The sequence below is a fragment of the Streptomyces sp. NPDC006193 genome (assembly GCF_040613915.1).
Taxonomy (GTDB): Bacteria; Actinomycetota; Actinomycetes; order Streptomycetales; family Streptomycetaceae; genus Streptomyces.
Window position 1 is genome coordinate 65580 of record NZ_JBEXTB010000003.1, and the last position, 13524, is coordinate 79103.

Consider the following 13524-nt stretch of genomic DNA (forward strand, 5'->3'; position numbering starts at 1 on the left):
GAGCCGGTGGTCCGCGGGCACCACGGCCGTGCCGAGCGCGTCGAGCCGCTCCAGCGGGATGCCGGTCCGCGAGCACCGGTCGCCCGCGATCGAGCCGCCGCCGTGGACCTGGTGGACACAGCGTGCGGCGACTGCGCGGTCAGGCCGTGCCGCTGACCGGCTCCGCGCCCGCGCGGCAGGCGCCCCGGCACGGGTCCGTCATGACCGGGCCGACCGCCCGGTGCCCGTCTCGCTGTCGGCGGGCTGCGCGACCGCCCGGTCGGCGCGGTCCCGGGCCCCTGGGTCCCGCGGTTCCTTCTTCGGGAACAGCGCGTAGCTCGCCGCGACGACCAGGTTGACGACGATCACCCACAGCATGCGCGTCTGCCAGGCGCGCAGCGAGGTGGTGTCGCCGCCGTCGCCGACGTACCAGACGGCGCTCTGGAGCAGGGCGAGGGCGACGGCCGCGGAGAGGATCCAGCGGGCCGCGACCTTCGCCTCGTGGACGGCGCGCGCCCAGCCGTACCTGGGGGGCTTCACGGGCGGCGGCCCGCCGGCGAAGCGGTGGGCGACCCGGGCGTCCGCCCATGTGACGGTGGAGTGGCCGAGGCCGACCGTGAAGCCGATGTAGACGGCGGCGAGACCGTGCCGCCAGTCGGGTTCGGCTCCGTTCCTGAGGTCGATCGCGGTCACGGTGAACAGCACCACCTCCAGCAGCGGCTCGCACAGCAGCAGTGCCATGCCCGTTCGCGGCATCCGCAGCGCGTACCGGAAGGCGAGTCCGGCCGCCAGCAGCACCCAGAAGGCCACCTCGCAGGCGACGACCAGTCCGACGATCATGGCGTGCTCCCCTCGTTCGCCCTTCCAGGCTCCCGGCCGGCGCCGCCGTTTCCATCGTCGGCGCAGACGAACCCGCGGTAAGCGAAAGTCGCAGCCCGGCACCCTCCCCGGGGAGCAGGCCGGCCGCTCGCCGGCCGTGTTGGATGGAGGGCATGGCCCGCACACCGCCCCGCCCGCACCGCGACGACCTGCGCATCGCCGTGGGCGGACTGCTCGGCGGGGTGCTGCTGTGGGCGGCCGGCATCCATCCGCGCCTGCCCGGAGACGGTCTGGTGCTGTGGGGGGCGGCCTGGGCGCCGCTGGTGCCGCTGGCGCTGACCGCCGCCTGCGAGCCGCTGCGCCGCACCCTGCCCCGCACCGGTCTGCTGATCGGCACGGCCGCGCTGGCGCTGGACACGGTGACCGTCGGCAGCGTCGTCACCGTCGTGCTGTACACCGACCTGGTGTACGCGGCAGTGCTGTACGGCACCCCGGCCTCCGCGCGCCGCATCCCGTGGATCACCGGGATGCTGACGGTGCTCGGCGGGGTCGTCCCCGCGGCACTCTGGCGCGATCCGCAGGGGCTGCTGATCGGTGTGGGCGTCGGGGTGGTGGCGCTGGCCCCCGCCGCCACCGGCGCCCTGGTGCGCAACCACCGCGACGCCGCCGAGGCCGCCCGGCTGCGCGCCGAACAGACCGCGCTGCTGGCCGAGATGGACCGGACGCAGGCGGTGACCGCCGAGCGGGCGCGGGTGGCGCGCGAGTTGCACGACATGGTCGCCAACCACCTGTCGGCGATCGCCATCCACTCCACGGCCGCGCTCTCCCTCGACGATCCGGGGACCTCGCGGGACGCGCTGGCCGTCATCCGGGAGAACAGCGTCGAGGGGCTGGCCGAGATGCGCCGGCTGATCGGGATCCTGCGGGACGGCGGCGACCGGCGGCCCTCGGCCACCCCCACCCTCGACGGCCTGGCCGCCCTGGTCGAGGGCGCCCGCACCAACGGCCTGGACGTCACGCTGGACGCCGGGCACGACCGGGTGCCCGCGCCGGTCGGGCTGGCCGCCTACCGGATCGTGCAGGAGTCGCTGACCAACGCGCTGAAGCACGCGGCGGACGGGCCGGTCCGGGTCCGCCTGTGGCAGGCCGACGGCTTGCTGCACGTGCGGGTGACCAGCCCGTACCGCCCCGGTGACCGGCCGCGCGCCCCGGGTTCGGGCGCCGGGCTCGCCGGGATGCGGGAGCGGGCCGCGCTGCTCGGCGGGCGGTTCGAGGCCGGGCCCGAGGCGGACCGGTGGACCGTGCACGCCGAACTGCCGCTCACCGAGGGGAGCTGAACGCATGATCCGCGTCCTGGTCGCCGAGGACCAGTCCGCCGTCCGCGCCGGCCTGGTGCTCATCCTGGGCAGCGCGCCCGACATCGAGGTGGCCGGGGAGGCGGCGGACGGGGAGCGGGCCGTGGAGCTGGCCCGCCGGCTGCGGCCCGACGTGGTGCTGATGGACGTGCAGATGCCGCTGCTCGACGGAGTGTCGGCGACCCGGCGGATCGTCGCGGAGGAGCTGGCGGACGTCCTGGTGCTGACCACGTTCGACCTCGACGAGTACGTGTTCGGGGCGCTGCGGGCGGGGGCGGCCGGGTTCCTGCTGAAGCACGCCGAGGCCCGGGAGCTGCTGGACGCGGTGCGGACGGTGGCGCGCGGGGAGGGGATCGTCGCGCCGGCCGTGACCCGGCGGCTGATCGCCGCGTTCGCGGCGGCGCCGGCGCGTGCGGCGCAGGCGGACCCGGCGGTGCTCGGGGACCTCACCCCGCGGGAGCGGGAGGTGCTGGCCGGCATCGGGCAGGGCCTGTCGAACGCGGAGATCGCGGCCCGGCTGGACATGGCGGAGGGCACGGTGAAGACGCACGTCAGCCGGTTGCTGGCCAAGCTGGGGCTGCGCAGCCGGGTGCAAGCGGCCGTGCTCGCCCGCGAGTTGGGGGTCTAGACGCCCGCCGGGCAATTGGTCCAGACCTATTGACCCATGGTCCAGACCTTCCTACTCTCGCAGCACTCGGACATGAAGGCTCAGTCATGTCCCTGACACCCCCGACGACGAGGGAGGCGCAGCATGCGCTTCAGACACAGAGCCGCGGCAGGGTTCGCGTCCCTGTTGCTCCCCCTGGCCGGCCTGGCCGGCCTCGCGAGCCCCGCCCAGGCTGCGGCGAACGCCACGAACGTGACCGCCACCTTCACCAAGACCAGCGACTGGGGCACCGGCTTCGGCGGCCAGTGGACCATCAAGAACACCGGCGCCACCGGCATCAGCTCCTGGACCGTCGAGTGGGACTTCCCCTCCGGCACCTCCGTGACCTCCGCGTGGGACGCGGACGTCACCGGCTCCGGCACCCACTGGACCGCGAAGAACAAGTCCTACAACGGCGCCATCGCCCCCGGCGCCTCCGTCTCCTTCGGCTTCAACGGCGCCGGCTCCGGCTCCCCGTCCCACTGCACGCTGAACGGCGACAGCTGCGACGGCACCACGGTCCCCGGCGACGCGGCCCCCTCCGCGCCCGGCACCCCGACCGCCTCCTCCGTCACCGACACCTCGGTGAAGCTCAGCTGGAGCGCGGCCACCGACGACAAGGGCGTCAAGAACTACGACGTCCTGCGCGACGGCGCCAAGGTCGCCACGGTCACCGCCACGTCGTACACCGACACCGGCCTGACCGCCGGCACCGACTACTCCTACACCGTGCAGGCCCGTGACACCGCCGACCAGACCGGCCCGGTCAGCGGCGCGGTCAGGGTGCACACCACCGGCGGCAGCACCACTCCCCCGCCCACCGGCGACAAGGTCAAGCTCGGCTACTTCACCGAGTGGGGCGTCTACGGCCGGAACTACAACGTCAAGAACCTGGTGACGTCCGGCTCCGCGGCCAAGATCACGCACATCAACTACGCCTTCGGCAACGTCACCGGCGGCAAGTGCGCGATCGGCGACTCCTACGCCGACTACGACAAGGCCTTCACCGCCGACCAGTCGGTCAGCGGCACCGCGGACACCTGGGACCAGCCGCTGCGCGGCAACTTCAACCAGCTGCGCCAGCTGAAGGCCAAGTACCCGCACCTGAAGGTGCTGTGGTCGTTCGGCGGCTGGACCTGGTCCGGCGGCTTCGGCGAGGCCGCGAAGAACCCGGCCGCCTTCGCCCAGTCCTGCTACGACCTGGTGGAGGACCCGCGCTGGGCCGACGTCTTCGACGGCATCGACATCGACTGGGAGTACCCCAACGCCTGCGGCCTGTCCTGCGACACCAGCGGGGCGGCGGCCTACAAGAACCTGATGGCCGCCCTGCGCGCCAAGTTCGGCTCGAACAACCTGGTCACCGCGGCGACCACCGCCGACGGCTCGGCCGGCGGCAAGATCGAGGCCGCCGACTACGCGGGCGCCGCCCAGTACGTCGACTGGTACAACGTGATGACGTACGACTTCTTCGGCGCCTGGGACGCCAAGGGCCCCACCGCCCCGCACTCCCCGCTCACCTCGTACAGCGGCATCCCGAAGGCGGGCTTCACCACCGCCGACGCGATGGCCAAGTTCAAGGCGATCGGCGTGCCCGCGAAGAAACTGCTCATCGGCATCGGCTTCTACGGCCGCGGCTGGACCGGCGTCACCCAGGACGCCCCCGGCGGCACCGCCACCGGCCCCGCGGCCGGCACCTACGAGCAGGGCATCGAGGACTACAAGGTCCTGAAGACGTCCTGCCCGGCCACCGGCACGATCGCCGGCACCGCGTACGCGCACTGCGGCGGCAACTGGTGGTCGTACGACACTCCGGCCACCGTCAAGTCCAAGATGGCCTGGGCCGAGAGCCAGGGCCTCGGCGGCGCGTTCTTCTGGGAGTTCAGCGGCGACACCAGCGACGGCGAACTGGTGAGCGCCATCGACAGCGGGCTGAGCTGACCCGCTCCGCCCGGCGACGGCGCCGTGGGCGGCCTCCGGGTCCGCCCGCGGCGCCTCCTCGTGTGCGCCCGCCCGGAGGGGGCCGCAGGGGTCAGGCCACGTTCACCCGCTGGCCGGGGGGCGCCGCCTCCAGCCACGCGAGGAAACCGGTCAGCGCGTCCTCGCTCATGGCGAGTTCCAGGCGGACACCGCGATGTGTGCAGGCCAGCACCACCGCGTCGGAGAGCAGCGCCAGCTCCTCCTCCCCGTCGGGCAGCCGGCGGCCGGCCACCTCGATCTGCGCGCGTTCCAGGACGCGGCGCGGGCGGGGGGCGTAGGAGAAGACCCGGTACCACTCGATGCGGTCGCCGTTGTAGCGGGCGACGCCGTAGCTCCAGCCCTTGCCGCCGGCGTCCGGCTTCTCGGGCACGTCCCAGCGCAGCGAGCAGTCGAAGGTGCCGCCGGAGCGCTGGATCAGCCTGCGGCGCAGCCCGAACAGGAACAGTCCCACCACCACGAGCGCGACCACGATCCCGCACACAGTCAGAGCGAGGACCATCGGCACCGACCTCCTCGTCTCTCAGGTTGGGGAACTGCTTCTGTATGTGAGCAATGGAACGGAGAAGACACCCACATCTGCCTCAGCCGCGACCGGCACCGGATTGCTCCGGGCCGGCCGCGGCTGAGTGACGTCAACGTACAGCGGGGCTGGTTCAGCGCGCCGCCGCGGCACGCAGTCGAACGTCCGCACGACGCTCGGCGGCGGCGTCGCCCTCCGCCTTCGCGCGCTCCAGCTCCCGCTCCGTGCGCTGGACGTCGATCTCGTCCGACAGCTCGGCGATCTCCGCCAGCAGCGAGAGCTTGTCGTCCGCGAACGAGATGAAACCGCCGTGCACCGCGGCGACGACCGTCCCGCCATCACTCGTACGGATGGTCACCGGGCCCGACTCCAGCACACCGAGCAGCGGCTGGTGACCGGGCATGACGCCGATGTCGCCGGACGTGGTGCGCGCGACGACCAGGGTGGCCTCGCCGGACCAGACCTGGCGGTCGGCGGCGACCAGCTCGACGTGCAGCTCAGCAGCCAAGGGTGGCTCCTCGGGTCACCACCCGGCGGTAGTGCCGGGTGTTGGGGTCAATTCTAAGGGGCGTGGCGAAGGGGGCGGGACGCGCCCGCCCCCTCACCGAGAGCGCGAAGCTCAGGAGACGCCCAGCTCCTTCGCGTTCTTCTTCAGGTCGTCGAGACCACCGCACATGAAGAACGCCTGCTCGGGGAAGTGGTCGTACTCGCCGTCGCAGATCGCGTTGAACGCGGCGATCGACTCGTCGAGCGGCACGTCCGAGCCGTCCACACCGGTGAACTGCTTGGCGACGTGGGTGTTCTGCGACAGGAAGCGCTCCACGCGACGGGCACGGTGGACGACGAGCTTGTCCTCCTCGCCGAGCTCGTCGATGCCGAGGATCGCGATGATGTCCTGGAGGTCCTTGTACTTCTGCAGGATCGTCTTCACGCGCATCGCCGCGTCGTAGTGGTCCTGCGAGATGTAGCGCGGGTCCAGGATCCGGGACGTGGAGTCCAGCGGGTCCACGGCCGGGTAGATGCCCTTCTCGGAGATCGGACGGGACAGAACCGTCGTCGCGTCGAGGTGGGCGAAGGTGGTGGCCGGGGCCGGGTCGGTCAGGTCGTCGGCGGGGACGTAGATCGCCTGCATCGAGGTGATCGAGTGACCGCGGGTCGAGGTGATGCGCTCCTGCAGGAGGCCCATCTCGTCGGCCAGGTTCGGCTGGTAACCCACCGCGGACGGCATGCGGCCGAGCAGGGTGGAGACCTCGGAACCGGCCTGCGTGAAGCGGAAGATGTTGTCGATGAAGAACAGCACGTCCTGCTTCTGGACGTCACGGAAGTACTCGGCCATGGTGAGGCCGGCCAGCGCGACGCGCAGACGGGTGCCCGGGGGCTCGTCCATCTGGCCGAAGACCAGGGCGGTCTTGTCGATGACGCCCGACTCGGTCATCTCCTCGATGAGGTCGTTGCCCTCACGGGTGCGCTCACCGACACCGGCGAACACGGAGACACCGTCGTGGTTGTTGGCGACACGGTAGATCATCTCCTGGATGAGCACCGTCTTGCCGACGCCGGCGCCGCCGAACAGGCCGATCTTGCCGCCCTTGACGTACGGGGTGAGCAGGTCGATGACCTTGACGCCCGTCTCGAACATCTCGGTCTTGGACTCGAGCTCGTCGAAGTTCGGGGCCTTGCGGTGGATCGGCCAGCGCTCGCCGTCGTAGGACTCGTCGACGTTCAGCACCTCACCGAGGGTGTTGAACACCTTGCCCTTGGTGAAGTCGCCGACCGGCACCGAGATCGGGGCGCCGGTGTCGACGACCGGGGCCTGGCGGACCAGACCGTCGGTCGGCTGCATGGAGATGGTGCGGACCAGGCCGTCACCCAGGTGCTGCGCGACCTCGAGGGTCAGCGTCTTCTTCTCGCCGGCGTTGGCCGGGTCGGCCACCTCGACGTGAAGGGCCTGGTAGATGTCCGGCATCGCGTCGACGGGGAACTCCACGTCGACGACCGGGCCGATGACCCGGGCGACGCGGCCCGTAGCCGTCGCGGTCTCAACAGTGGTGGTCATTTATCGGTCACTCCCCGCGGTCGCGTCGGCCAGGGCGCTCGCGCCACCGACGATCTCGCTGATTTCCTGGGTGATTTCGGCCTGGCGGGCCGCGTTGGCAAGACGGGAGAGCGTGTTGATCAGCTCGCCCGCGTTGTCGGTGGCCGACTTCATCGCGCGCCGCGTGGCGGCGTGCTTCGAAGCGGCCGACTGGAGCAGCGCGTTGTAGATCCGGCTCTCCACGTAGCGCGGCAGCAGCGCGTCGAGGACGTCCTCCGCCGAGGGCTCGAAGTCGTACAGCGGGAGGATCCCGCCCTGCGGCTTCGTCTCCTCCGCGACCTCGTCGAGGCGCAGCGGAAGCAGCCGGGCGCCGAGCGCCGTCTGCGTCATCATCGAGACGAACTCGGTGTAGACGATGTGGAGTTCGTCCACACCGCCGTCGGCCGTGTCCTTCTCGATCGCCTCGATCAGGGGCGCCGCGACCTTCTTGGCGTCCGCGTACGTGGGCTCGTCGGTGAACCCGCTCCACGACTCCGCGATCTTGCGCTCACGGAAGTTGTAGTGGGCGACACCGCGCCGGCCGACGATGTACGTGTCGACCTGCTTGCCCTCGCGCTCCAGGCGCTCGGTCAGCTGCTCCGCCGTCTTGATGGCGTTGGAGTTGAAGGCGCCGGCCAGACCGCGGTCGCTCGTGAGGAGCAGGACCGCGGCACGGGTCGGGTTCTCCGCCTCCGTGGTGAGCGGGTGCTTGGTGTTCGAGCCGGTGCCGACCGCCGTGACCGCGCGCGTGAGCTCCTGCGCGTACGGCGTGGAGGCCGCCACCTTGCGCTGCGCCTTGACGACGCGCGAGGCGGCGATCATCTCCATCGCCTTGGTGATCTTCTTGGTCGCGCTGACGGATCGGATGCGACGCTTGTAGACCCGGAGCTGGGCTCCCATGAGTCAGGTCCCTTCCTTACGTCACTTGGCGGCAGCGGCAGGAGTGTCCTCGCCGAGCAGCTTGCCGTCCGAGGTCTCGAACTGCTTCTTGAACTCGGCGATCGCGTCGGCGACGGCCGTCAGCGTGTCGTCGGACATCTTGCCGCCCTCGCGGATGGAGGTCATGAGGCCCTGCTCCTTGCGGTGCAGGTACTCCAGGAGTTCCTTCTCGAAGCGGCGGATGTCGGCGACCGGGACGTCGTCCATCTTGCCGGTGGTGCCGGCCCACACGGAGACGACCTGGTCCTCGGTGGACATCGGCTGGTACTGGTCCTGCTTCAGCAGCTCGACCATGCGCTGACCGCGCTCCAGCTGGGCCTTCGAGGCCGCGTCCAGGTCGGAACCGAAGGCGGCGAACGCCTCCAGCTCACGGAACTGGGCGAGGTCGACACGGAGGCGGCCGGAGACCTGCTTCATCGCCTTGTGCTGCGCGGAACCACCGACTCGGGAGACGGAGATACCGACGTTCAGCGCGGGGCGCTGACCGGCGTTGAACAGGTCCGACTCCAGGAAGCACTGGCCGTCGGTGATGGAGATGACGTTGGTCGGGATGAACGCCGAGACGTCGTTGGCCTTGGTCTCGACGATCGGCAGACCGGTCATCGAACCGGCGCCCATCTCGTCGGAGAGCTTGGCGCAGCGCTCCAGCAGGCGGGAGTGCAGGTAGAAGACGTCACCCGGGTAGGCCTCACGGCCCGGCGGGCGGCGCAGCAGCAGCGACACGGCGCGGTAGGCGTCGGCCTGCTTCGACAGGTCGTCGAAGATGATCAGGACGTGCTTGCCCTGGTACATCCAGTGCTGGCCGATGGCCGAACCGGTGTACGGCGCCAGGTACTTGAAGCCGGCCGGGTCGGACGCCGGGGCGGCGACGATGGTCGTGTACTCCAGGGCGCCGTTCTCCTCCAGCGCGCGGCGCACGCCGGCGATGGTGGAGCCCTTCTGGCCGATGGCGACGTAGATGCAGCGGACCTGCTTCTTCGGGTCGCCCGAGCGCCAGTTGTCGCGCTGGTTGATGATCGTGTCGACGGCCAGGGCGGTCTTGCCGGTCTGGCGGTCGCCGATGATCAGCTGACGCTGACCACGGCCGATCGGGGTCATCGCGTCGACGGCCTTGTAACCCGTCTCCATCGGCTCGTGCACCGACTTGCGCTGCATGACCGTGGGGGCCTGCAGCTCGAGGGCGCGGCGGCCGTCGGTCTCGATCTCGCCGAGGCCGTCGATCGGGTTGCCGAGCGGGTCGACGACGCGGCCGAGGTAGCCCTCGCCCACCGCGACGGAGAGGACCTCACCGGTGCGCGTGACCGGCTGACCCTCCTCGATGCCGCTGAACTCACCGAGGACGATGGCACCGATCTCGCGCTCTTCCAGGTTCAGCGCCAGGCCGAGGGTGCCGTCCTCGAACTTCAGCAGTTCGTTGGCCATGGCCGAGGGAAGACCCTCGACCTTCGCGATGCCGTCGCCGGCAAGGGTGACCGTACCGACCTCCTCGCGCGAGGCCGCGTCCGGCTTGTACGACTGGACGAAGTTCTCCAGCGCGTCCCGGATCTCCTCCGGCCGGATCGTGAGCTCCGCCATCTGGGTTCCCTGCTCTCCTTGTTGGGCCCGAAGTTTCACTTTGGGGGGATGGGGACTCCCCCCAACAGGAGGTGAATCCTCTGCACGGCCCAACCAGGGCCGTAAGTACGTACTGCTTGTCTCGAGTTGTCGAGTTGCTGCTAGCTCGCCATGCGGCGGGCGGCCTCGTCCAGCCGGTCCGCGATGGAGCCGTTGATGACCTCGTCACCGACCTGCACCCGGATGCCGCCGAGCACCCCGGGGTCCACGTCCAGGTTGAGGTGCATCCGGCGGCCGTAGAGCTTCGCGAGGGCGGCGCCGAGGCGCTGCTTCTGCGGGTCGCTCAGCGGCACCGCCGACGTGACGACGGCGACCATCCGGTCCCGGCGCTCCGCGGCGAGCCTGGACAGGGACTCCAGCCCCGTCTCCAGGCTACGTCCACGCGGCGCGGTCGCGAGGCGCGTCACCAGACGCTCGGTGGCCGGCTTGGCCCGCCCGCCGAGCAGCCGGTGCAGCAGCTCGGACTTGGCCGAGGCGCCGGCGGCACGGTCGGTGAGCGCGGCGCGCAGCTCGGTGCTGGAGGAGACGATCCGGCCGAACCGGAACAGCTCGTCCTCGACGTCGTCGAGGGCGCCCGTCCGCTCCGCGGCCGTGAGGTCGGCGATGTTCGCCAGCTCCTCCAGCGCGTCCACCAGGTCGCGGGACTGCGACCAGCGGGAGCGCGCCAGCCCGGACACCAGGTCGGCGGTGGTGCCGCTGACCTGGCCACCGATCAGGCGCTGGACCAGCTGCGCCTTCGCCTCTCCGGGCTGCGCCGGGTCGGTGAGGACCCGGCGCAGGCCGGCCTCGCGGTCGAGCAGCGCGGTGACGGCCGCCAGCTCGTCGGCGAGGCGCGCGGCGTCCACGGACGTGGAGTCCGTCAGCGCGTCCAGACGCTCACGTGCGGCTGCCAGTGCCTCGCGGCTCGCTCCGTTCATCGCGCGGCCTCGGCCTTCTCCTCGAGCTCGTCGAGGAAGCGGTCGATCACACGGCTCTGGCGGGCGTGGTCCTCGAGGGACTCGCCGACGAGCTTGCCGGCCAGGTCGGTGGCGAGCTTGCCGACGTCCTGACGCAGCGCGGCAGCGGCGGCCTTGCGGTCGGCCTGGATCTGGGCGTGACCGGCGGCGATGATCTCCTCGCGCTGCCGCTGGCCCTCGGCCCGCATCTCGGCGATGAGCGCGGCACCCTGCTCCTGCGCCTCCTGGCGCAGGCGCGCGGCCTCGTGCCGGGCCTCGGCGAGCTGGGCCTTGTACTGCTCAAGGACGCTCTGGGCCTCGGTCTGCGCGGCCTCGGCCTTTTCGATACCGCCCTCGATGGCCTCACGGCGCTCTTCCAGAACCTTGTTGATGTTCGGGAGGAGCTTCTTGGCGAGGAAGCCGAAGACGATGACGAAGGCGATCAGGCCGATGACGAGCTCTGGGATCGGCGGGATGAGGGGGTTCTCGGCCTCCTCAGCCGCAAGCTGAACCAGGGGGCTCATATCAGTGCCTTTCGTCTAAAGGGCGACGGTCGGATCAGGCGCTCGGGTAGACGAACGGCATGACCAGACCGATCAGGGCGAGCGCCTCGCAGAAGGCGAAGCCCAGGATCTGGTTGGCGCGGATCAGGCCGGCCGCCTCGGGCTGGCGGGCCAGGGCCTGCGTGCCGTTGCCGAAGATGATGCCGACGCCGACGCCCGGGCCGATGGCGGCGAGGCCGTAACCGATGGAGCCGAGGTTGCCCTTGATCTCGACGCCGGCGGCAAGGGTCTGGAGAGCGGACATGCCGGTTCTTCCTTCTCTTTCAATGACCGGTGGGGGTTGGCCACCGGATGTCTGGGTGGGTGGTCGGGTGGCTCAGTGGTGCTCGGCGAGCGCGCCCTGAATGTAGCTGCAGGTCAGCAGTACGAAGACGTACGCCTGGACAGCCTGGATGAAGAGCTCGAAAGCGGTCATCACGATGACCATGACGAACGAGACACCGGAGTAGGCGATGCCGATGCCGTTCAGCATGTACCAGCTGGCGATCGTGAAGAGCAGCAGCAGCGTGTGACCGGCGAACATGTTCGCGAACAGTCGCACGGCGTGGGTGAAGGGCCGGACGAGGAGGTTCGAGAAGAACTCGATCGTCATCGACAGCGGCAGCACCGGGCCGAGCGTCTTGTCGTAACCGGTGAAGTTCTTGAAGGCCCCGACGAAGCCGTGACGCTTGAAGGTCAGGGAGACCCAGATGATGTAGACGATGCCGGCCAGGACGGCCGGGTACGAGATGATCGCCGTCACCGGGAAGGCCGCGACCGGGATGATCGACCAGAGGTTCATCATCCAGACGAAGAAGAAGAGCGAGACGACGAGCGGGACGTACTTGTCGCCTTCCTTCTTGCCGATGGTCTCGTAGACGACGCCGCGACGGACGAAGTCGTAACCGGCCTCGGCCACCAGCTGGAGCTTGCCCGGGACGACCTTCGGCTTGGCGAAGGCGGCCCAGAAGAAGCCCACGATGATGATGGAACCGAGCAGCGCCAGCAGCATCGTCTTGTTGAAGTACACGCTGCTGTCCGCGTCGCCCCAGAGCGGCTTGAACAGGAACGAGTGCAGGCCCGGAGCCGGGAAGCCGCACCCGTCGAACAGGTGGCAGCTCGTGTCGAAAGCGAGCGTCTGCGTCGGGTCAGCACTCACCGCGGGCTCCTTCATCGTGGCGCATAGGTACGGCAACCTCGTTGTGTCGGCGCGGCGTACGGCCGCGGGTCGGCACGGGACTGGTGTTACGGATGTGGGGGCGGCGTGGGGGCATCTCGCCTCGCGATTGAGCAGGCGTCAGCTCAGATGCCCGCGCCCGCGATGCCGCAGTTGGCACCGGACGATAGCAGCATCTCTCGTGCGCCTTTATCCCGGCCCTACCTCTCACGACGAAGACCCTGTCTTCTCGGGCTTGTCGCCCTTCGACGAGGCTTCGGGATCGACGTAGAGGATCTTCGCCTTCATGTGGGCACGCGTCTGCGCGGCGATCCACGTCAGGGTGGCGACCACGAGCGCGACGGCGAAGGCACGCGGGTTGAAGAGGGTGGTGTTCTTGAACAGGCCGACGAAGATGACCAGCAGCAGCAGCTGGGCCGCGTACAGCATCAGGCCCATCATCTGGAACAGCTGAGGGAAGGATGCGGCGGTGCGCTGGAGCACGTAGAGACCGAGGCCCATGAACGCGATCACCACAAGCGTCCCCACGACGGCCCCGATGGCCCCTTTGCCGCCGGCGACCACCCCGCTGACGACGGCGGCGATCACGCCGACGGCAGCCGTGGGCACGGCGGCCTGGGCCAGGATCCGGGCGTCATTGGACGGCATGGCGGCAACTCCGCTTTCACAGGGGGCAGGTGTCGTCATGGACGAGCGTAGTCCCGGGCTGAGTGGTCGAGACCTCACGCCAACGGACCGTCGCACACGGTCCTTCGGCTCTATCCGGGGTTCTCGTGAACCGTATCACAAACTATTTGATGAGGTCTTTACCTGCTGGGTGTGCTTGCTGTCACACATGAGAGTGACAGTGCGCGTCTGTGCAAAAACTGGGCTGTCTTGTCTGATATTGGGGGGCTTCGTTCCCCCACGACTTGGCAATGCTCTCGTCAGATTCTTACCTAAGCCGT

14 protein-coding genes are annotated in these 13524 nt (G+C 70.0%); 3 read left to right on the plus strand and 11 right to left on the minus strand.

Annotated elements, in window-relative coordinates:
* Nucleotides 1-198: 198 nt before the first annotated feature.
* Nucleotides 199-819, minus strand: a complete 621-nt coding sequence (locus ABZ261_RS04060; RefSeq protein WP_356855039.1) for a hypothetical protein — start codon at nucleotides 817-819, stop codon at nucleotides 199-201.
* 152 nt (nucleotides 820-971) lie between these two features.
* Between ABZ261_RS04060 and ABZ261_RS04065 the strand changes: the two genes are divergently transcribed.
* The 3 genes from ABZ261_RS04065 to ABZ261_RS04075 all read left to right on the plus strand — a co-directional run bounded on the left by ABZ261_RS04065 (nucleotide 972) and on the right by ABZ261_RS04075 (nucleotide 4737).
* On the plus strand, nucleotides 972-2135 hold the full coding sequence (locus tag ABZ261_RS04065; RefSeq protein ID WP_356855041.1) for a histidine kinase: 1164 nt from the start codon (nucleotides 972-974) through the stop codon (nucleotides 2133-2135).
* A gap of 4 nt (nucleotides 2136-2139) precedes the next feature.
* Entirely contained in the window at nucleotides 2140-2781 is a 642-nt protein-coding gene (locus ABZ261_RS04070) for a response regulator transcription factor (protein ID WP_356855043.1), read from the plus strand.
* Nucleotides 2782-2904: 123 nt separating this feature from the next.
* Entirely contained in the window at nucleotides 2905-4737 is a 1833-nt protein-coding gene (locus ABZ261_RS04075) for a glycoside hydrolase family 18 chitinase (RefSeq protein WP_356855045.1), read from the plus strand.
* A 91-nt stretch (nucleotides 4738-4828) separates the two neighbouring features.
* Here the strand turns inward: ABZ261_RS04075 and ABZ261_RS04080 are convergent, their stop codons facing one another.
* The 10 genes from ABZ261_RS04080 to ABZ261_RS04125 all read right to left on the minus strand — a co-directional run bounded on the left by ABZ261_RS04080 (nucleotide 4829) and on the right by ABZ261_RS04125 (nucleotide 13225).
* Entirely contained in the window at nucleotides 4829-5275 is a 447-nt protein-coding gene (locus tag ABZ261_RS04080; RefSeq protein ID WP_356855047.1) for a DUF2550 domain-containing protein, read from the minus strand.
* A 154-nt stretch (nucleotides 5276-5429) separates the two neighbouring features.
* Nucleotides 5430-5804 carry a F0F1 ATP synthase subunit epsilon gene (locus tag ABZ261_RS04085; protein WP_067129289.1) on the minus strand — a complete coding sequence of 125 codons (375 nt, stop codon included), beginning with the start codon at nucleotides 5802-5804 and terminating at the stop codon, nucleotides 5430-5432.
* A 111-nt stretch (nucleotides 5805-5915) separates the two neighbouring features.
* Nucleotides 5916-7352: a F0F1 ATP synthase subunit beta gene (gene atpD, locus ABZ261_RS04090; RefSeq protein WP_356855049.1), complete on the minus strand. Its 1437-nt coding sequence runs from the start codon at nucleotides 7350-7352 to the stop codon at nucleotides 5916-5918.
* A complete protein-coding gene (locus tag ABZ261_RS04095; protein WP_356855051.1) occupies nucleotides 7353-8270 on the minus strand; it encodes a F0F1 ATP synthase subunit gamma in 918 nt (305 codons plus the stop codon).
* A gap of 21 nt (nucleotides 8271-8291) precedes the next feature.
* The gene (atpA, locus tag ABZ261_RS04100) at nucleotides 8292-9884 is read right to left on the minus strand and encodes a F0F1 ATP synthase subunit alpha (protein WP_356855053.1); all 1593 of its coding nucleotides are present in this window, start codon (nucleotides 9882-9884) and stop codon (nucleotides 8292-8294) included.
* A gap of 140 nt (nucleotides 9885-10024) precedes the next feature.
* Nucleotides 10025-10840, minus strand: a complete 816-nt coding sequence (locus ABZ261_RS04105; protein ID WP_356855055.1) for a F0F1 ATP synthase subunit delta — start codon at nucleotides 10838-10840, stop codon at nucleotides 10025-10027.
* Nucleotides 10837-11382, minus strand: a complete 546-nt coding sequence (locus ABZ261_RS04110) for a F0F1 ATP synthase subunit B (protein ID WP_356855057.1) — start codon at nucleotides 11380-11382, stop codon at nucleotides 10837-10839. Before ABZ261_RS04110 ends, ABZ261_RS04105 begins: the two co-directional genes overlap by 4 nt.
* A 34-nt stretch (nucleotides 11383-11416) precedes the next feature.
* Nucleotides 11417-11665: an ATP synthase subunit C gene (locus ABZ261_RS04115; RefSeq protein WP_010357477.1), complete on the minus strand. Its 249-nt coding sequence runs from the start codon at nucleotides 11663-11665 to the stop codon at nucleotides 11417-11419.
* A 72-nt stretch (nucleotides 11666-11737) separates the two neighbouring features.
* Nucleotides 11738-12574 (minus strand): F0F1 ATP synthase subunit A, encoded by an 837-nt coding sequence (atpB, locus tag ABZ261_RS04120; RefSeq protein WP_356855059.1) that lies wholly within the window; start codon nucleotides 12572-12574, stop codon nucleotides 11738-11740.
* 210 nt (nucleotides 12575-12784) lie between these two features.
* Nucleotides 12785-13225, minus strand: coding sequence for a hypothetical protein (locus tag ABZ261_RS04125; protein ID WP_356855061.1), 441 nt, complete (start codon nucleotides 13223-13225; stop codon nucleotides 12785-12787).
* Nucleotides 13226-13524: the final 299 nt, after the last annotated feature.

Excerpts from the sequence above, each read along its gene's own strand:
- atpB (WP_356855059.1), bottom strand. The coding sequence starts at position 12,574 with ATGAAGGAGCCCGCGGTGAGTGCTGACCCGACGCAGACGCTCGCTTTC.
- ABZ261_RS04105 (WP_356855055.1), bottom strand. The coding sequence starts at position 10,840 with ATGAACGGAGCGAGCCGCGAGGCACTGGCAGCCGCACGTGAGCGTCTG.
- ABZ261_RS04065 (WP_356855041.1), top strand. The coding sequence starts at position 972 with ATGGCCCGCACACCGCCCCGCCCGCACCGCGACGACCTGCGCATCGCC.
- ABZ261_RS04075 (WP_356855045.1), top strand. The coding sequence starts at position 2,905 with ATGCGCTTCAGACACAGAGCCGCGGCAGGGTTCGCGTCCCTGTTGCTC.
- ABZ261_RS04080 (WP_356855047.1), bottom strand. The coding sequence starts at position 5,275 with ATGGTCCTCGCTCTGACTGTGTGCGGGATCGTGGTCGCGCTCGTGGTG.
- ABZ261_RS04115 (WP_010357477.1), bottom strand. The coding sequence starts at position 11,665 with ATGTCCGCTCTCCAGACCCTTGCCGCCGGCGTCGAGATCAAGGGCAAC.
- ABZ261_RS04070 (WP_356855043.1), top strand. The coding sequence starts at position 2,140 with ATGATCCGCGTCCTGGTCGCCGAGGACCAGTCCGCCGTCCGCGCCGGC.
- ABZ261_RS04110 (WP_356855057.1), bottom strand. The coding sequence starts at position 11,382 with ATGAGCCCCCTGGTTCAGCTTGCGGCTGAGGAGGCCGAGAACCCCCTC.
- ABZ261_RS04095 (WP_356855051.1), bottom strand. The coding sequence starts at position 8,270 with ATGGGAGCCCAGCTCCGGGTCTACAAGCGTCGCATCCGATCCGTCAGC.
- atpD (WP_356855049.1), bottom strand. The coding sequence starts at position 7,352 with ATGACCACCACTGTTGAGACCGCGACGGCTACGGGCCGCGTCGCCCGG.
- ABZ261_RS04125 (WP_356855061.1), bottom strand. The coding sequence starts at position 13,225 with ATGCCGTCCAATGACGCCCGGATCCTGGCCCAGGCCGCCGTGCCCACG.
- ABZ261_RS04060 (WP_356855039.1), bottom strand. The coding sequence starts at position 819 with ATGATCGTCGGACTGGTCGTCGCCTGCGAGGTGGCCTTCTGGGTGCTG.
- atpA (WP_356855053.1), bottom strand. The coding sequence starts at position 9,884 with ATGGCGGAGCTCACGATCCGGCCGGAGGAGATCCGGGACGCGCTGGAG.